17 protein-coding genes and 3 pseudogenes are annotated in these 18058 nt (G+C 60.8%); 14 read left to right on the plus strand and 6 right to left on the minus strand.

The window, feature by feature from the left end:
- Window positions 1–27: 27 nt before the first annotated feature.
- The 10 genes and pseudogenes from CupriaWKF_RS03105 to CupriaWKF_RS03150 all read left to right on the plus strand — a co-directional run.
- A pseudogene (locus tag CupriaWKF_RS03105) lies at window positions 28–226 on the plus strand (TauD/TfdA family dioxygenase); the annotation flags it as partial.
- Window positions 227–323: 97 nt separating this feature from the next.
- Window positions 324–1589 carry a serine hydrolase domain-containing protein gene (locus CupriaWKF_RS03110; RefSeq protein WP_276099578.1) on the plus strand — a complete coding sequence of 422 codons (1266 nt, stop codon included), beginning with the start codon at window positions 324–326 and terminating at the stop codon, window positions 1587–1589.
- Window positions 1590–1652: 63 nt separating this feature from the next.
- Window positions 1653–2672 (plus strand): NADP-dependent oxidoreductase, encoded by a 1020-nt coding sequence (locus CupriaWKF_RS03115; protein WP_276100651.1) that lies wholly within the window; start codon window positions 1653–1655, stop codon window positions 2670–2672.
- Between the two features lie 28 nt (window positions 2673–2700).
- Complete coding sequence (locus CupriaWKF_RS03120; protein WP_276099579.1) at window positions 2701–3582, plus strand: SDR family NAD(P)-dependent oxidoreductase; 882 nt, start codon at window positions 2701–2703, stop codon at window positions 3580–3582.
- Between the two features lie 276 nt (window positions 3583–3858).
- Window positions 3859–4237, plus strand: a pseudogene (locus CupriaWKF_RS03125) (TauD/TfdA family dioxygenase); the annotation flags it as partial.
- Window positions 4238–4339: 102 nt separating this feature from the next.
- Complete coding sequence (locus CupriaWKF_RS03130) at window positions 4340–5458, plus strand: Re/Si-specific NAD(P)(+) transhydrogenase subunit alpha (protein WP_276099580.1); 1119 nt, start codon at window positions 4340–4342, stop codon at window positions 5456–5458.
- Between the two features lie 10 nt (window positions 5459–5468).
- Entirely contained in the window at window positions 5469–5780 is a 312-nt protein-coding gene (locus tag CupriaWKF_RS03135; protein WP_276099581.1) for an NAD(P) transhydrogenase subunit alpha, read from the plus strand.
- The gene (locus CupriaWKF_RS03140; protein ID WP_276099582.1) at window positions 5780–7249 is read left to right on the plus strand and encodes an NAD(P)(+) transhydrogenase (Re/Si-specific) subunit beta; all 1470 of its coding nucleotides are present in this window, start codon (window positions 5780–5782) and stop codon (window positions 7247–7249) included. Before CupriaWKF_RS03135 ends, CupriaWKF_RS03140 begins: the two co-directional genes overlap by 1 nt.
- A 17-nt stretch (window positions 7250–7266) precedes the next feature.
- On the plus strand, window positions 7267–8079 hold the full coding sequence (locus tag CupriaWKF_RS03145; protein WP_276099583.1) for an SDR family oxidoreductase: 813 nt from the start codon (window positions 7267–7269) through the stop codon (window positions 8077–8079).
- A gap of 31 nt (window positions 8080–8110) precedes the next feature.
- Complete coding sequence (locus CupriaWKF_RS03150; protein WP_276099584.1) at window positions 8111–9178, plus strand: phosphotransferase family protein; 1068 nt, start codon at window positions 8111–8113, stop codon at window positions 9176–9178.
- Window positions 9179–9185: 7 nt separating this feature from the next.
- Here the strand turns inward: CupriaWKF_RS03150 and CupriaWKF_RS03155 are convergent.
- Window positions 9186–9368: pseudogene (locus CupriaWKF_RS03155) on the minus strand (alcohol dehydrogenase catalytic domain-containing protein); the annotation flags it as partial.
- 192 nt (window positions 9369–9560) lie between these two features.
- Between CupriaWKF_RS03155 and CupriaWKF_RS03160 the strand changes: the two are divergent.
- Together CupriaWKF_RS03160 and CupriaWKF_RS03165 are read left to right on the plus strand one after the other, a co-directional pair.
- The gene (locus CupriaWKF_RS03160) at window positions 9561–10289 is read left to right on the plus strand and encodes an SDR family NAD(P)-dependent oxidoreductase (RefSeq protein ID WP_276099585.1); all 729 of its coding nucleotides are present in this window, start codon (window positions 9561–9563) and stop codon (window positions 10287–10289) included.
- Between the two features lie 467 nt (window positions 10290–10756).
- The gene (locus CupriaWKF_RS03165) at window positions 10757–11548 is read left to right on the plus strand and encodes a hypothetical protein (RefSeq protein ID WP_276099586.1); all 792 of its coding nucleotides are present in this window, start codon (window positions 10757–10759) and stop codon (window positions 11546–11548) included.
- Between the two features lie 337 nt (window positions 11549–11885).
- Here the strand turns inward: CupriaWKF_RS03165 and CupriaWKF_RS03170 are convergent, their stop codons facing one another.
- Both CupriaWKF_RS03170 and CupriaWKF_RS03175 read right to left on the minus strand, forming a co-directional pair.
- The gene (locus tag CupriaWKF_RS03170) at window positions 11886–12677 is read right to left on the minus strand and encodes an abortive infection family protein (RefSeq protein WP_276099587.1); all 792 of its coding nucleotides are present in this window, start codon (window positions 12675–12677) and stop codon (window positions 11886–11888) included.
- 104 nt (window positions 12678–12781) lie between these two features.
- A complete protein-coding gene (locus tag CupriaWKF_RS03175) occupies window positions 12782–13324 on the minus strand; it encodes a hypothetical protein (RefSeq protein ID WP_276099588.1) in 543 nt (180 codons plus the stop codon).
- A gap of 448 nt (window positions 13325–13772) precedes the next feature.
- Here CupriaWKF_RS03175 and CupriaWKF_RS03185 point away from each other — a divergent pair, with 448 nt between their 5' ends.
- Window positions 13773–14702: a hypothetical protein gene (locus CupriaWKF_RS03185; RefSeq protein ID WP_276099589.1), complete on the plus strand. Its 930-nt coding sequence runs from the start codon at window positions 13773–13775 to the stop codon at window positions 14700–14702.
- Here the strand turns inward: CupriaWKF_RS03185 and CupriaWKF_RS03190 are convergent.
- On the minus strand, window positions 14636–15730 hold the full coding sequence (locus CupriaWKF_RS03190) for a DUF4238 domain-containing protein (protein ID WP_276099590.1): 1095 nt from the start codon (window positions 15728–15730) through the stop codon (window positions 14636–14638). The genes CupriaWKF_RS03185 and CupriaWKF_RS03190 overlap by 67 nt on opposite strands.
- 365 nt (window positions 15731–16095) lie before the next feature.
- On the minus strand, window positions 16096–16425 hold the full coding sequence (locus tag CupriaWKF_RS03195) for a helix-turn-helix transcriptional regulator (RefSeq protein WP_276099591.1): 330 nt from the start codon (window positions 16423–16425) through the stop codon (window positions 16096–16098).
- A 294-nt stretch (window positions 16426–16719) separates the two neighbouring features.
- Between CupriaWKF_RS03195 and CupriaWKF_RS03200 the strand changes: the two genes are divergently transcribed.
- On the plus strand, window positions 16720–17307 hold the full coding sequence (locus CupriaWKF_RS03200) for a transposase (protein WP_276099592.1): 588 nt from the start codon (window positions 16720–16722) through the stop codon (window positions 17305–17307).
- An 18-nt stretch (window positions 17308–17325) separates the two neighbouring features.
- Here CupriaWKF_RS03200 and CupriaWKF_RS03205 read toward each other — a convergent pair whose 3' ends face one another.
- Window positions 17326–17832, minus strand: a complete 507-nt coding sequence (locus CupriaWKF_RS03205; protein WP_276099593.1) for a 3'-5' exoribonuclease — start codon at window positions 17830–17832, stop codon at window positions 17326–17328.
- Window positions 17833–18058: the final 226 nt, after the last annotated feature.

Raw genomic sequence — 18058 nt, forward strand, 5'->3', positions numbered from 1 at the left:
GTATAGAGCTCCTAAAGTCAACATGACCATCCAAATCAGGAGATGGGTCGCAAGGCGCTCTATGTCGGCCACCCGGATACCGCCCAATGGCGTCGAAGGCATGACCGGGGCGGAGAGCCGCCTGCTGCTCGACTTCCTGTACGAGCACTTGAACAGCCCCGACAACGTGTGCCGCCATATGTGGCAGGAAGGCGATGTCGCGATGTGGGACAACCGCTGCACTATGCCGCTCATTTGCTTAGAGTTGGTACAAAGCCCCTCGCAGCACGGGGCACCGCGCCAATCGCTGAATACCTGATTCCCGGGTGCTATCCCATCGAGATATGAAGGAGCCTGCATTGCATCTTACAACCTACCCCTTGGACCATGCGGACACGCCCGAAGAGGTGGGACTTTCCACGCGGCATCTGCAGGCTTTCTCGTCGTTGCTCAACGCCGATGTCGACCGGCGCAAGATCCCAGGGGCTGTGGTACTGGTGGCGCGTAGCGGACGGATTGCCTGGTTCGAAGCTATTGGATTCGAGCAGGCGGATGCGCCGTCTCGTCCGATGCAGCGTCATTCGGTCTTCCGCATTGCCGCGCTAACCCGGCCGGTCGTCGGCGTGGCGGCGCTGACGTTGTTGGAAGAAGGCCGACTAGCCCTGAATGATCCGGTCGAACGTTACATTCCCGAGTTCGCCCGCCTGCAGGTCGGCGTCGAGTCGGTCGATGGAAAAACTGGCGAGAGCCGCCTTGCGCTCGAGCCCGTGCGCCGCGCCATGACTGTGCACGACCTGTTCCGGCACACGTCCGGCCTGACCTACGGGCAGTTTGGCGATTCGCTGGTGAAGCGCCAGTATCGCGAAAACAGATTAATGGACCCCGGACAGACCAACGCCGAGATGGTCGCCAAGCTCGCGGCCATCCCACTGCAATGCCAGCCAGGTGCGGTATTCGAGTATGGCATGTCCACCGACGTGCTTGGCCGCGTCATTGAGATCGTCTCCGGCATGGATCTCGACCGCTTCGTGGCCGAGCGCGTGACGCGACCGCTGCGTATGCATGCGACCGACTTCCGGCTGGTCCGGCAGGACGGTGCGGGCCTGGCGTTGCCGTTCTGCGATTCCGGCGCGCCCAACCCGGTGTTCGACTATGACGAGAGCAATCCGCCCCGGTGGCACTCCGGCGGTGCCGGCCTGCTGTCTACGGCCGGCGACTACGCGCGCTTCTGCCAGATGCTGCTGAATGGCGGTGTGCTCGATGGCGTACGCCTGCTCTCACGAAAGAGCGTCGAGCTGATGCTGAGCAGCCACCTGCCCCCGACCGTGGACTACGGCAGTAGAACGAGAGGGCTTGGCCTCAACGCGCCGTTGCCTGAACTGGGTCAGGGTCACGGCCTGGCCGTGGGTGTGCGCACCGAGCTGGGCTTGTGCCCGGTGCCAGGTTCGGTCGGCGATTTTTACTGGGGCGGCGCGCTTGGGACCTATTTCTGGGCAGACCCAAAGGAGCAATTGGTCGCCATCCTGATGCTGCAGGCAAACGACCCCGCGACACGCGTCGGCTACCGGGCCCTGCTGCGCAACGTTGTTTACGGTGCGCTCGAAGACTGAGCGTACGGCCGCATTGTGGTGACCGGCAGCGCGGCGCCGGTCGCAATTTCTGGAGAAGCACGTATGAAGCAAATGAACCGGCGCTGGATCCTCAAGCAGCGTCCCCTCGGCGATATCGGCGACGACGACCTTCAGCTTGTTGAAGCCCCGATCGCAGAGCCGCAAGACGGCGAGATCCTGGTGCGCAACATCTACCTCATGGTGGCGCCGACCAACCGTGTCTGGATGAGCGAAATCGACCAGTACATGGCGCCGGTGGCACTGGGCGAGGTGATGCGAGGCGTCACCATGGGGATGGTCGTCGAGTCCCGCCATCCGGACTTCAGGCCCGGCGACATCGTCGAAGGTGGCATGGCCTGGGAAGAGTACTCGGTGACGAAGACCGCCAGGCGCGTCCCGGTGGAGTACGGGCTGCCCCTGCACGCATTCGCGAGCGCAATGGGCAACTCCGGCATGACCGCCTACTTCGGCATGCTCGATATTGCCAGGCCGAAAGCCGGCGACACCATCGTGGTGTCGGCCGCTGCGGGCGGCGTCGGCTCGATCGCCGGCCAGATCGGCAAGATACTCGGATGCCGCGTTGTGGGCATTGCAGGCGGGCAGGAAAAATGTCGGCTCGTCACAGAAGAGTTCGGCCTGGATGCTTGCATCGACTACAAGGGCGACAACCTGCTTGCCAGGCTTCGCACGGCCTGCCCGAACGGCATCGACGTCGATTTTGAGAACGTAGGCGGGGACACCATGGACGCCGTGCTGGCGCTCATCAATCCGGGCGCACGCATCGCGCTTTGCGGCATGATCTCGACCTATAACGCAAGTGGTGACTGGTGGAGCCCGAAGATGTTCCGCAACGTCATCATGAAACGGGCCCGGATCGAGGGATTCCTCATCGCCGACTACCGTTCGAGATTTCCGGAAGCCCTGGAAGTCATGGCGCAATGGATCAGGGACGGGCTGCTCAAATACCGGGTCGACATTGTCGACGGCATCGAGCAGGCGCCTGCCGCCCTGAACCGCCTGTTCACGGGCAAGAACATTGGCAAGCAGCTCGTGCGCTTGTCGCCGGAACCCATCATCGGCTGAGTGTGGCTACCCTTACATGCCAACGTCCATGATCCACCCAGATCTCAACAGTCACGACTCGCAAGACACAACCGGTAAGGCCGATCGCGGCGCCCGGCCTCGCCTGCACGATTTCCGGGGCAAGGCGGCAATCATTACCGGCGCCGCGTCGGGCATCGGCCTGGCACTTGCCAAGGCACTGGCGGCGCGCGGTGCTGATCTCGCGCTTGCCGACATCGACGCGCGGGGGCTCGAAGCAGCGCGCGCCCGGCTCGCACCGACCGGCAGGCGCGTCTGCACGCGCGTCCTCGACGTGTCGTCCGATGCGGACGTGCGTGACGCGGCAGTGGAATTCGAAGCAAAGCTGGGTCGTGTCCATCTTGTCTTCAATAATGCTGGCATCGATATGAGTGGCGAACTGGCGTCGCTATCCGAGCAGGACTGGATGCGCGTGTTCGGAGTCAACGTGTTCGGCGTAGTTCATGGCATCCGTCATTTCCTGCCGCTGCTGCGCCGCCACGCCGAGCCAGCCCATTTCGTCAACACGGCGTCAGGCGCTGGCTTCTGGGTGAACCACGCGTTTCCGATGGGTGCCTACGCGGCCACGAAATACAGCGTGCTGGCCCTTTCCGAAGCCCTCGAACAGGAGCTCCGCGGCACTGGCATCGGAGTTTCGGTACTTTGCCCGGGCCCGGTGAAGACCCCCATCGCCGAACGCTCAAGTCATACGAGCGAACAGTTCAAGGCCAGTGTTGCCGCAGGCGCAGCCCCGGAGTTGGTGGCCAGCCAGACGCTGGAGGCGATCGGTTCTGGCGAGTTCTACATCTTCACGCCGACGCGCATGCGGCCGCGCGTGGAAGCACGTTTCGCGCGCATTCTCGATGCGCTGGAGCGCGCCCCCTCCATGACCAACGGACCTGCCACGTCATGATTCACCTCATCTTCCTGTGCAAGCGGCGCGCCGATGTGGACCTCCAGGCGTCCCTGCACTCGCCGTTGGCGGCAGGCCTGCCGGGCGTGCGCCGCTACGTCCAGAACACCGTGTTACCTGTGCCCTGCCTAGCTCCGCAGTACGACAGCGTGGACGAGATCTGGATTAACGATGCGGCTGCTGTCGACCGCTTGATGCACAGCGGGGCTTACAGCAGGTCTGCACTGGCAGGTACAGGTAACAAGATCGGGATCTTGCGGCGCCGGGGTGTAGATCGCCATGCAACGCATGATCGAGGGCCTGCGAGCCCGCTTCAGCGGTGGCCGCCTAGCCAAGATGACGGGCAACGACAAGGTGCACTCGGCGATTCACTTGATCGCGCACACGGACCGGGAAACGAACCGCAAGGCGCTTTATGTCGGCCGCCTGCACAGGGCGCAGTGCATCGAAGGCATGACCAAAGCCGAAAACCGTCCGCTGCTCGACTTCCTGTACGAGCACTCGACCTCGCCCGACATCGTCTACCGCCACATGTGGCAGGAAGGCGCTGTTGATGTGGGACAACCGTTGCACCATGCACTACCCCGTGCACGACTACGGCAACGCCGTGCGCGTGCTGAACCGCGTCACCCTCGAAGGCGAAGTGTCGGTCTGAGCGCGCCATGGCATGACAACGCGTGCTGGCTCGGGCGCTGGCATGTGACCACCTGCCCGGGTTCCCGCAGCGGGACCGGCCGGGCCAATCGGAGACTGGACAATGCAGATAGGGATCCCGACTGAGATCCGGCCGGGGGAGGCGCGTGTTGCCGCCACCCCGGAAACGGTCAAGAAATATGTCGCACAGGGCCACCAGGTGATCGTACAGGCCGGCGCCGGCGTGCGCGCCAGCCAGCCTGATAATGCCTACGAAGCCGCGGGCGCCCGCATCGGCACCGCCGCCCAAGCGCTGGGTGCTGACCTCGTCCTTAAGGTGCACGCGCCCGACGTCGAGGAACTGCCGCGAATCCGGCGCGGCGCCGTGCTGGCGGGCATGCTCAATCCCTTCGACACTGAAAACAAGGCGCGCATGTTCGCTGCGGGCATCACCGCCTTCGCGCTCGAAGCCGTACCGCGCACCACGCGCGCGCAGAGCATGGACGTGCTCTCCTCGCAGGCCAATATCGCCGGCTACAAGGCCGTGCTGGTGGCCGCGCACCACTACCAGCGCTTTATGCCGATGCTGATGACCGCCGCAGGCACCGTCAAGGCCGCGCGCGTGCTGATCCTCGGCGCCGGCGTGGCCGGCCTGCAGGCCATCGCCACGGCCAAGCGCCTGGGCGCGGTGATCGAGGCCTCGGACGTGCGCCCGGCCGTGAAGGAGCAGATCGAATCGCTCGGCGGCAAGTTCCTGGACGTGCCGTTTATCACCGACGAAGAGCGCGAGATCGCGCAGGGCGTAGGCGGCTATGCCCGCCCGATGCCGCCGGACTGGATGCGCCGCCAGGCCGAACTGGTCCACGAGCGCGCCAAGCAGGCCGACATCATCATCACCACCGCGCTGATCCCGGGCCGCAAGGCGCCGGTGCTGCTGCAGGAAGCGACCGTGCAGCAAATGAAGCCTGGTTCGGTAGTGGTCGACCTGGCCGCCGCGCAGGGCGGCAACTGTCCGCTGACCGTGGCCGACGAAGTGGTCGAGCGCCATGGCGTGATTCTGGTCGGGCACACCAACCTCGCCAGCATGGTCGCGGCCGACGCCTCGGCGCTCTATGCCCGCAACGTGCTGGACTTCCTCAAGCTCATCATCGACAAGGAAGGCCAGTTCACGCTCAACCTCGAAGACGACATCGTCGCGGCCTGCCTGATGACGCGGCGCGAAGAAGAGGCCTTGGCCTGCTAAGGAGAGATCGATGGAAATGGTGAACCACACGGTGATCAACCTGATCATCTTTGTGCTGGCGATCTACGTGGGTTACCACGTGGTGTGGACGGTCACGCCCGCGCTGCACACCCCGCTGATGGCCGTGACCAATGCAATCTCGGCCATCATCATCGTCGGCGCCATGCTGGCGGCCGGCCTGACCGAGGGCGCCACGGGCCGCATCATGGGCACGCTGGCAGTCGCCCTGGCCGCCGTCAACGTGTTCGGCGGCTTCCTGGTGACGCAGCGCATGCTGGAGATGTTCAAGAAGAAAGAGCCCAAGACCAAGGGAGGTGCGTGATGACCGAACTCGTCAGCATGAACCTTGTCACCCTGCTCTACCTGGTCGCCTCGGTCTGCTTCATCCAGGCGCTCAAGGGGCTCTCGCACCCGGCTTCGGCCCGCAAGGGCAATGCCTTCGGCATGATCGGCATGGCCATTGCCGTGGTCACCACGCTGGTGCTGATCATCAAGCTCAAGAACGAGTTCCTGGCGGCCGGCACGGCGCAGTCCTCGGTCGGTTCGGGCCTGGCGCTGATCTTCGGCGCGCTGGTGGTCGGCGGCGGCATCGGCGCCTACGTGGCGAAGAAGGTCGAGATGACCAAGATGCCGGAACTGGTCGCGGCCATGCACTCGCTGATCGGTCTGGCCGCGGTGTTCATCGCCGTGGCCGCCGTGGCGGAGCCTTCGGCCTTCGGCATCGCGCCGGCGGGCTCGCATGAGATCCCGACGGGCAACCGTATCGAACTGTTCATCGGCTGCTTCGTCGGTGCCATCACGTTCTCGGGCTCCGTGATCGCCTTCGGCAAGCTGGCCGGGCGCTACAAGTTCCGCCTGTTCCAGGGTGCGCCGGTGGTGTTCGCCGGCCAGCACATGCTGAACCTGGCGCTGGCGGTGGCGATGCTCGGCTTCGGCATTGCGTTCTTCATGACGCAGGACTGGCTGCCGTTCCTGGTGATGCTGGCCATTGCCTTCGTGCTGGGCGTGTTGATCATCATCCCGATCGGCGGTGCCGACATGCCGGTGGTGGTGTCGATGCTGAACTCGTACTCGGGCTGGGCGGCGGCCGGCATCGGTTTCTCGCTGAACAACCCGATGCTGATCATCGCCGGCTCGCTGGTGGGCTCAAGCGGTGCCATCCTCTCGTACATCATGTGCAAGGCGATGAACCGCTCGTTCTTCAACGTCCTGCTGGGTGGCTTCGGCGGCGCGACAGCGGCGGCGAGCGCGGGCGATCAGCAGCAGCGCCCGGTCAAGTCGGGCTCCGCCGACGACGCGGCCTTCCTGATGGGCAACGCCGAGACCGTGATCATCGTGCCGGGCTATGGCCTGGCCGTAGCGCGCGCCCAACACGCACTCAAGGAACTGACCGAGAAGCTGCACGAGAAGGGCGTGACGGTGAAGTACGCGATCCACCCGGTGGCGGGCCGCATGCCGGGCCACATGAACGTGCTGCTGGCCGAAGCCGAAGTGCCGTACGACATGGTCTTCGAGATGGAAGACATCAACAGCGAGTTCGGCCAGGCCGACGTGGTGCTGGTGCTGGGCGCCAACGACGTGGTGAACCCGGCGGCCAAGACCGATCCGAACTCGCCGATCGCCGGCATGCCGATCCTGGAAGCCTACAAGGCCAAGACCATCATCGTGAACAAGCGCTCGATGGCCGCCGGCTACGCCGGGCTGGACAACGAACTGTTCTACATGGACAAGACCATGATGGTGTTCGGCGACGCCAAGAAGGTAGTCGAGGACATGCTCAAGGCCGCTTGACAACGGAACCGAAATTCATGCCAAACATTCAGGGAGACAACATGCTGCGCCCCGCAACCCCGCCCCATCCGTTTGCCGACCTCCAAGGCAAGGTCGCCCTCGTCACCGGCGCATTTGGTGGACTCGGCAAGCACTTCGCGAAGACGCTGGCGCGTGCCGGCTGCCATGTCACGCTGGCCGGCCGGCGCGTAGCGGAGGGCGAAACCCTGCTGGCAGAACTGCGCGAGCAGGGCGCGATAGGCTGCGTCGTCGCACTCGACGTGCGAAACCCAGCATCGGTACAGGCCGCCTTCGAGGCTGCGCAGCGCGAGCTGGGACCCATCGGGATCGTTATCAACAGCGCCGGCATCGCGTCAACCGCGCCGGCACTGGAGGTGAGCGAGGACGACTGGCAAACCGTCATCGACACCAACCTCAACGGCGCTTGGCGGGTCGCGCAATGCGCCGCCAGGATGATGCGCGAGGCGGGCACCGGCGGCAGCATCGTCAATATCGCGTCCATCCTCGGACTGCGCGTCGCCCAGCAGGTGCCGGCTTACACGGCGGCCAAGGCGGGACTTATTCACCTGACGCGCTCGCTGGCGCTGGAATGGGCGCGCCATGACATCCGCATCAACGCGCTGGCGCCTGGTTACTTCGAGACGGACATCAACCGGAGCTTCTTCGAGACCGACAGGGGTCAGGCGCGGATTAAGCGGATTCCGCAGCGCCGTCTCGGGCGTCCGTCCCAGCTCGACGGGGCCCTGCTGCTGCTCGCCTCCAGCGCCTCGGACTACATGACCGGCACTGTCCTGGCCGTCGATGGCGGCCACTCCATCAGCTCAATCTGAGCGCCGCCCACGCCTTTACGAGGAAATGACCATGCAAGTCACCGACCCGCCGGCGGCGAATGCCGGCGGCCCGACCCAATTCGACAGCAGCGCCCTGGCTCACTACCTACTCGCCCACGGTCTGATCGACCGTCCCGTGCTGAGTGTCGAACGCTTCGCCGGTGGGCAGTCCAATCCGACCTACCGGATCGCCTGCGGTCCGCGCCAATATGTCCTGCGGACGAAGCCGCAAGGTCACCTGGTATCGTCGGCGCATGCCATCGACCGCGAGTACCGTGTCATGGAAGCGCTGCAGGGCAGCGACGTGCCGGTGCCACGCACGTTCCTCTATTGCGAGGATGCGTCCCTCGTCGGCAGCCCGTTCTATGTTATGGAGTTCCTGCAGGGACGGGTGATGTTCGACCAATCCCTGCCCGGCCTGTCCTCCGCGCAGCGCGCCGATGTGTACCGCGAGATGAACCGCGTCATCGCTGCCCTGCACAGGGTCGACTATCGGGCCGCTGGGCTCGGCGACTATGGCAAGACCGGCGGCTATATTGCGCGACAGGTGCGGCGATGGACGAACCAATGCCGGGAGACCGGCATGGACGGCAATCCTGCGCTGGCGGCGCTGGTCGACTGGCTGCCACACCACATTCCGGAGGACGATCCAACCTCCTTGGTGCATGGCGACTACCGGCTCGACAATCTCGTCTTCCATCCCACCGAGCCGCTCGTGCTCGGCGTGCTGGACTGGGAACTCTCGACGCTCGGGCATCCCCTCGCGGACCTCGCCTATCACTGCATTAGTTGGCACATCCCCGCCGACCTCTGGCGCGGCATCGGAGGCCTCGACCTGCAGGCGCTGGGTATTCCCGACGAGGCGACCTACCTGCAATGGTACGGGCGCGGCTGTGGCGCCCAAGGCATCGAGCATTGGGACTTCTACCTCGCCTACAACCTGTTCCGGCTCGCCGCCATTATGCATGGCATTGCCCAGCGGGCAAGGAGCGGCAATGCTGCCGCAGCCGACGCGGTGGAAACCGGCCGCAAGGCGATCCCACTGGCGGAGCTCGGATGGAAGTACGCGATGCGCCAAGCTAGCGCATCCCTCGCCTGACGAATCGAAAATGGCCCAGCGTGTTGATGAAGCCGGTATAGGTCACGCGGTCACCGACCGCCACATTGGTCACATCCTGAGCGACGGCATGGACAATGCCGGACGCTTCCACGCCCATGCCATTGGGAAGCGGTACTGGGTACGCGCAGTTGCGGAAATAGGTGTCGGAATAGTTCAGGCCAACCGCCACGATCAGGTGCAGAAGCGGTTCGTGATGCAGGGCATGGAACCCGTACCGTCCCAGACCTTGCCGCAACTTAGCCACGCGCTGAAAGCCGAATTCGGCCGCCGTGCCAACATCGTAAGACGTTCAATATTCAACCCTGATCTGAACGTGTTTCCAACTTTGACAAGCCAGATTGCAACCTAAAGGAGAGCTTAAGTGAGCCAGATCGAAGGCAAATTCCTGCAGGGCAAGGTCGCAGTGATCACTGGAGCGGGCCGCGGCATCGGGTGCGCCATTGCGCTGGCCTATGCCCGGGCCGGCGCGGCAGTGGTTTGCAGTGCTCGACGCGAAGCGGATATTCAAGAAACCGCCGCGTTGATTCAAGCAGCGGGCGGCCGGGCTATTGCTCATGTCGCCGATGTGGCGGACTACGCCTCCGTCTCAGTCCTTTTCTGTCGGGCCGAGGAAGCCTTCGGCGGGGTCGATATTGTCGTCGGGAGCGCGGGTGTAGCCTTGGGACAGGGCAAGATTGCCGATAGTGACCCCGCGCTGTGGCGCAAGACCATCGATGTCAATCTGATCGGCGCCTACCATACTGCGCACGCCGCCATTCCTTACCTGCGGCGGCGTGGCGGGGGAAAGATCATCATGATCGGCTCCGGCCACAGGAAGCGGCCTCGGCCTAACTCTTCGGCATACTCGTGCTCGAAGAGCGGACTGTGGATGTTGATTGAGTCCTTGGCGGTGGAACTGGAGGAGGACAACATCAGCGTCAATGAATTGATTCCCGGGCCGGTCAAGACAGACTTGACGAGTGGCCTCGCTCTAATACCAAACGAATGGGTCAAGGAGCCCGAAGACGTCGCCCCGCTTGCATTGTTCCTGGCGAGCTTGCCCGATCGGGGTCCGAGTGCTCAGAGCTTCAGCCTGATGCGGCGTGCCTGAGGGAGCGGATTAGTCGCGCTTACACAAGATCGAGAGGATCCCCTAACTAGACGGCAGTTCAGCGCCGGCTTCGGCCGTTGACCCTTCCTGAGCCAATGACCGCGCTTCGGCCGACTCGGTCGTCCGACGGTGTAAGGCTGGATGGCCGAAACTGGCCGACTACGGCCTGACACTGCCCCCCTCAGGTGCTCGCCCCGGACCTGTCCACGTGGGGCCGTAGTCGACCCGTTGCGGCCCTCCGTGCCACCGTTGACCAATAGGCCGGTAGCAAAAGTACTACAGCCATTCGAGATGACTGGTCACTAGCAAATCCTTGCTGTAGCAGTCATCTGGTCACAACTTTCTCTTGTGGATCACCCACACAGCCGGAAAGTGTGGCCGTTTGTGCGGGGAGTACTTTAGCCGCTTGCTAGAGAGGCGGTTTGCTATCGCGTACACTGCGAGATCGGGAACTCCGGGGTCAAAGAATGAAAAGCAGTGAAATCTCGAAGATCGCGCTGAACGATCTTGGCGGAACGGTGGCGTCTCTAACCGCAGGAATATTCTGCCTATCTGTCTTGTTTGATTACGGCTATCTACAGGCACTCGGTCTTAACTTCGCTGATGTGCCGACCACGATGGCTGACCATGTCCGAGATGCGTTGCTTTGGGTCCCTTTGGCTCTCACAGCTTTCATCACATACATCTATATGGAGTTGTTCACTCGTCGTATCGAAGGTGGACTTACTGAGGAAGAGATAGTTAGGACATCAAAGAACCCGGAGCGTGTTGCTAGGTTCCGGAGGTTGCCCTATAAGTTTTTTGTGATCATTGCAATTGCAATAATATTCGCTCACTCACTTTTCGGCGATGCTTTCGCAAAAGGTATGTGGTTTGCCGCGCCGATAATGACATTTGAAATTATTCGGTGGGCATTTTCTCATACGGCAGTGGCAGACAGTTTTCATCCGGAATTCCGTCGCGCACTTGTCGTGGTGTTACCAATAAGTTTCTTTATGTACTTCTTTGGGTATGGAAAAGGAATCGAACAACTCGCACAAAAACCAAATGTTCAACTAATTTTGACCGATTCATCGCAAGTCATTCCAGTCACCATCCTACGCCAGCTAGATAAGGGAATCTTGGTGAAGGAGGCAGCCGGCAGCGCAAAGTTTCATCCGTGGGAACAGGTCAGGATGACGTCTCAGGCAATTGACTCCACCGTGGAGCGCAATCGCATATGTCGATGGTTCAATGTGGCTTGCTCGTTCAAGCCATAGCATCGACTTTTCCCCGATGAATGGGGTAGTCCCACGTTGCGACGACGCGTGAAAAGCGGCAGCTCTGGCCACTATGACCTGAGAAAAGCCGCCTCGCCGGTGTTCACGGTCTCCCCGTAGCTAACGTGACATCGGACAGTGTCTCAAGCAGCCGGCCTCGGTCATGGCCGGCATCAGGGCACCGCAGTCTCTCTGAACGACCCATTTCTGCCCGTTGACCCGGTGTCCGTCAACGACCGCTTCCAAGATACAACGGCTCTCGGCTCGGTCAGATCATGACACATGATTCGACCGACCGATCATGGGCCTCGCCGAACCACAGTCTGTTCGATGCCATTTAGCGCTGTCGTGCGGTCGCCCGACCTTCCAGTGCGCGGATGAACCGGATTGACGCGCCAACGTGGCTGAAGATCAGAACTGCTTCGCTGTGGTTCAGGATCGGGTTATCGTGCGCCAGGCTCTTGTTGTTACGTACGTCGTTGAACGCCTCCAGGACACTGATGCTGCTGCGCAAGATGCGGTCGGTCATCTCGGACTCGAGCAGACCGGCCGCCCGAACCGCTTTGACGTACTCGCCCATCAGGCTGTGCAGCGGCTTGTCCCTGTTCACCTCGATGCCGCGGCGCTCGCAGTGTGTACGCAAAAACTTGATCGTGAACACATGCAGTCGATCGAGCGCAGTGGCCGGCTCGTTTTGGTCGATCGCCGTCCGGATGTGCTTCGCCGCGGCTTCAAAGTCTAGGTCGTTGACGCTGGCCGTGAACGCGTCGACTTCCGGGAGCGGGCTCGCCGAATTCTGGTGGAGCCGGTCGACGATCTTTTGAACGTCGACGAGCAGGGAGTTGTCCATGTCCGCCGGCAAGCATTCATACTCGCTCGCGTGCTCGATCATCGCGACGAGCACTTTGGCGACGACGTGGTCCGGCTCAATCATCCAAAAGCCGCGCATTCGGTTGGCTTTGGAACCAGAACTCATATTCGTCCGGTATTTGGCTTCGTCAATGTCGAGCCCTGTGTGCTCTTCGAAGAAAATGGAAAACGTGCGGTCGGAGAAGTCGAGAACATAGCCGTTGTTCATGCCGAGCAGACGTTCGAGTTTTCGTTTTTCAATCGAGGACAGGGTTGCCATGTTGTTCGCTCTGGGTAGGTCGGTCTGTCAGCGATTGTACCGAGGAGCAGTAGCTCGGCTTGGCATCTGGCAACGGCGACCCCGAATGGAGCCAAAGGCTGCGGTCATCCGGCTTCAACTGCGTCTTGCCGGGATGAATCTTTGGATGGCATCGGAATGATGGCCCGACGGTCGTCGGACACAACACGGTCGTAGCGCTGCACGAACGTCGTCATCTTCTCCGGGTGTTCGTTGTACGACACGATCCACCGCTGGATCGCAGCCGCGACCGCTTCAATGAGTTTGCTAATGTTGATGTACTTCGTGAGCGGATCGGCGCTCGGCGGGTAGCCTTGGGCGCCGACGTAGGGTGTCAACTTCGCCACCTTGCCGGCGGCCACTTTCCGAGACTCAAGATTGGACATGTGCAGCAGGCTGTTGCGGAACTCCCACAGTTCCTCGGGCGTTGCATCTGCCGGATCCGGGTCGGCGAAAGTTCGCAGCCAATCGACGAACACCGGCGTCTCACGCGGTGGACGATCGCCGAACTCGACGTAAGCGATGGTGTCGAGGAACGACATTAGCAGTTTCAGGCATGAGATGAAGTGCTGGTTGTTGTACAGCAGCCGTATGGCTTTGAAGTAGTCGTTGTTGATAAGCGCGGACATGTTGAACGTTCGCAACTGTCTACCTGCCGGCGCGGGTTCTGGCTGGTTTCATCGCGCGTGGCAGTCGAATGATGTTGACGTGTCGCTTGAATGTACGGCGCGCGCGGTCGTGGGTCCGCTATCCGATTGAACCTGACGTTCGAGTACCATTCCAGGAGCTCAAGCAAATGACTGGAAGTGGCCGCATGCGGCCAGCCGGATGTTCCTCGCGGACCGACCCCCGTAGGGCAGAAGGCGACCCGCTGCATTTAGGCGCTCAAAATGGGAACAGTCACCGATCTTAGTCTCGACCATGACCTGGAGACGACGGGCGCGGTACCGGCTATGACGTGATTCTGTGGGTTGAGCAGGCCGTCGCCCTGGGTGGCGTTGTCGCGTGCTAGATTCCTGAATCTCATATATTCCTTTGCGTGCTCCGATGACGAATGATCGAAAGGCGCAGGCCCGCATGAAACTCTACGACGAACTCCGGTCTGCGTGCCTAGAGCATCTGTCGGGCAAGCAGGTTAGCTCCGTCGCCTCCCAGCTAAGAAGCCTTTTCCTCTCTGACGCCGTCTTCCGGATGTTGAACGAGGCGAGGCGTATCGAAGAAGGGAGGGCCGTCAGTGGCGTAGCGTGGCGCCTGACGGCCGCAGGTCATGCATCGCTGCTTGCCACTGGAATCAGGCGGCTAGTCGATAAAGACAAGCGCGCGGGTTCACTGGCAGGAATCATTGCGCGTTTGCGCGGCGGCCATGAGCTTCTGACGCGGCGTCACTATGTCGAGGCTGGCGGCGATCCGTACGATTGGGAGGCGGACAAGGAGAAGTATCTACGCGAAGTCGTCGAGGCCGGGGTCGATAACACGGGCGCGGTTCACCGCGGCCACATCGATTGGGTTCACTCGCAGTTCAAGCATCAGCGATTCGACCAACTATGCGACGGCGAAGGGCGTGATCCTTCGCAGTTAATCAGCCTATTGGTTCTGGACAAGCTGTCCGCAGCGCTGAAGTCCGATGCGATCCGCCGCGTGACGACGTACACGGACAAAGTGATTGCTCACGCTGAGCATCTCACCGATGGCATTGAGCTCCCGACCTACAACGACATCGACGAGTCGCTGAGAATCCTCTGCCAAGTCTGCAACTTTATCTCGACCGCGATCTTCTATGATAGCGACCGCTCTCAAGTAGTCGCAACGCCGCAGTACAACGTAACGCAGCACCTTGATGCACCGCTTGCGCTCAGCACGACGTTGCCCGACCTGCAGCAGTTCTGGGCGGACTACTCCCGAGAGCGCGATGGGTGGAGCAGTGCGAAGAGTGGGTACGATCAGCAGTTCCTAGTGTCGCAGCCAGTCGCTGACGACGAACCGGAGGCCCAGGCAGGGTCGTCCTGATCGATTTTCACAGGTGGCGATCGGTGGGGCAGGACCCGTTGCACGAATGCAAGGGCGCCGTCTTCAGTTGGGAACCGGCCGACGACATGCTTCGGAGCGCGTCTCGTTTTCGCGAGCTGAAGCCGTTCCACCAAGCGTCGTAGGCCGTCGTCATCGCCACTGATGATGTATCGGTCGGCGTTTAGCGCTAGCACGTCGTTCATGTGGTCCACCTGCTCCGGGCGTGCGATACCAGTGCCTCGGCGTCCCTTATTGCCGGTCAGCGAGATCAGGCAGGTAGCCGTCAGTGGGAAAAGAATCATGGCCTCGTCTGAACCGAAGCCAACGTGGTTGTCGCCGAAGCGGGATTCCAACACCACAGGCGAGTCGGAGGTCACGTACCGCGATTGAGGATCGATTGGTCTGATAATCTGCAGATCTCTGTGTATCAGCGAGTCGACGGTTGCCTGCCACAGGCGGAGGTTGTCCATTAGAGCCGCTTGTGGATCCACTTCGATATCGTACTGGCCACCGCGAACGAACTTCACGAGCCCCTCTGCCTCCGCTAGAAGTTCGTCTTGCGTGCGGTGTTGCCCCTTGTCGCGGTACATAGCGGCGAGCAGCTTCATCGTCCGCTCCACGGATTCTGTGGCGACCTGAGCTACGACATCAACGAAGCCGGCCTTCACTCGCTTCGCCTCGGTCATAGCGCCAGGTGTTCGTAACTCCGCGAAGCTGATGAAGCTGATCAAGAACTCCACATCGGTATCCGTATAGCCCTTTGCGGCTTCGAATCGAGGGATTGCGTCCGCCAGCCCGGCTTCGACCTGCGAGAGCATCTCTTCAATCTCATATCGCCGGCGCCCTTGTTCGTCCTCGAAGGTATATATATGCGTTTCTAGACCAGTGTTCTCCACCGTCTGACGCCTCGTGTTCCCGGTATGACGATTAAATACGGCTACTCCCCCCTCGGTAGCGAACCCCTTCTGGTACATGCGGGGCAGGTAGTGCTGTCTCTTAGGCCCTTGCAGTTTTGGTGTGCGGTCCATGTCTGTCTTCCCAATGCTATGCCATTGTCTGGGCTGAGCGAGGCATCGTTTCGAAACATACGGCATTCCAGCATACTTAGCGCCTTAGTCGAGGCTTCACAACGGTGCAGCCGATTGACCTCTACTGCTCGAGCTGTGTGCAATCTAGACGAGAATGTCGAGGGCTATTCCTGGCCGGATTTCGCTGGCGGCCACCCCGTTAGCCGCAGTGTCTTGAAGGGCGCGTGAACGGAATTTGTTAGCGGTACGCGTGCCCCTTAGGCTCAAGCTTCCACGCAAATTGAGTCGACCCAGTGATGGGAGAGGCGTACTGGCAGGTTGAAAGGCAAGAGGGCAAGGGGCTTCATTTTTGGGGCGCCTTTTGGTCAGGTCCGCGAAGACGGCCGGTTCTCCACGATGTGCCCAATTTCCTTCTTCTCAGTCCTAGTTAGATGTGGCCAAGCGAGAAGAAACTCCGCGAGTTCGTCCTGGTCGCAATACAAATAGGCTGTTGGGACTTTCAGCACTGCTGCAAGCTTTCTTGCGATTTCGAACGACGGTTCGTGTACGCCCGTTTCATACCGGCTGATACGAGCGCTGGCAGTAGTTTCGTCCAGGCCGATAGCGACGCCCAGCTTATCTTGGGGAATGCGGGCAAGCCGCCTTGCTCGACGCAGGCGGCGCCCGAATACGGTGATCGGCTCCGTTTTTCCCATCCTGCGAATATCGTAGATTCGACATTGCGTTTCCCTACGAAATTCGTAGAATCTAAGCTGTGAAAGCGAAGACCGACTTCGCTCGGCTGCGCCTCCGGTTTGGAGGCTTGTGCTCTCCAAGGCGTGGGCAAGGCTCTGGCGCAACCGTTCGCGCCCAAAAGCGCAGCCACGCACTCCGAGCATTCATCTAATACGCGCGCAAGTCCGAATAGGTAGTTTGGACTCCTGGAGACCTGATTTTCGGAAGAAGGGTTGCCTCGCGCGCGAAGTAAGAACTTCTTGAACGGTAGCGGCATGGAAAAACGAGCAACGGAAACGAGTGATGCCCCCGGACTTGCTGGCAAGGCGAGTCACTACGCCGAGAACGCGGCTCAGAGCCGTGGAGGAGTAGTTACCGATATCCCGCCGGTGGTTAGTCCTCTGGGCAGAGCAGTATGCCGTCATCCAGTCGAGCTGATTTACCACTGGGCACGCTTCGGATTTCCGGTATACGCAGTCGAAGACGTTGATGATCGGGATGCTTGGTTCTTCTCCAACGACCTGCAGGAAGCAGCTGCAATTGGATTCAAGTGGCTCGACAACCAATGTGCCCTGGAGCAGACTTCTTTTGTATTGCACGGGAAGGTCGTCTACGGCTATATCGCTCGTGGGGCTAAGGACGATGGGGACCTTGACACATGTCTCTACCGCAGAGAGATCTGGGATGCTGCAGGTGCTGATATGAATGAAGCCGCGACACCGGAAATTTTGACCTGTGTAAGGAAGGAAATATTTAAATATTTCGCGCTTCGAGGAGGCCCGTTTTTTCTGCTTGATTTTTCCAAACCAGCAAACGTGGCAGCGTATTTCGCCGAGTGGGCGGCATGGCTGGATGTTGGATGAAATAGCGAAAACAATGAGCTAGCGAAACGCAAAAGCATTGGCGCGAGCGTCGTACAGCGCGTGATGCTCGCCGCCATGTGTCGCGACGTGCTTCGCGAAGCGTTCGGCATCGATCTTCAAAAACACGTTCTCATGCTTCCACCCGCGCGGCAACCCTCCCCCGAGCAAATGGGTGACAAGCTCGTAATCACAGTTGGAGTCATAGCAGAGAACAGGCTTGGGCTTGAGCGGTACATTCAAAAGCCACGCCCATAGTTGTTCGCTGAGCTTTGCCAGCGACATGGACCGGCCTGGAAATTGACCGAGTTGAGGCAGCACGACGTCGCGCACGAAGTCATTGCACAATGACAACTCAAAGTCCGAAGACTCCCCATAGAACTCGCGTCCATCCTCCCCCACAATTGCCACACTAATGAGTTGGCTAGCCTTAAAGTCAGTGAATTCTGTATCAATAAAGTAGCGTGTTTTCCACGGGCTACGCGGCAGTCTGACAGGGAGTGCTTCGCCCAGATCATCTCTTGTCACCTCTAGCTCCTTGTTGGGTACCCGCTTGCGATCTCATAGGGCGCCACGTTGTTCTCGTCGTAGACAGAGCGCCAAAGCGCCGCAGTATGTTTGACTGTCAATCTCTCAACAGAAGTAAATGCCCCGAGGAATACTTCTTGAGGAGTTGTTGCAGGTGGGCCATTGCAGTCCAGCTGAACCTTGGCGTATAAGGATGGAGCAGCTCGCTCGTACAATTTTTTGACGC

The sequence above is a fragment of the Cupriavidus sp. WKF15 genome (assembly GCF_029278605.1).
Taxonomy (GTDB): domain Bacteria; phylum Pseudomonadota; class Gammaproteobacteria; order Burkholderiales; family Burkholderiaceae; genus Cupriavidus.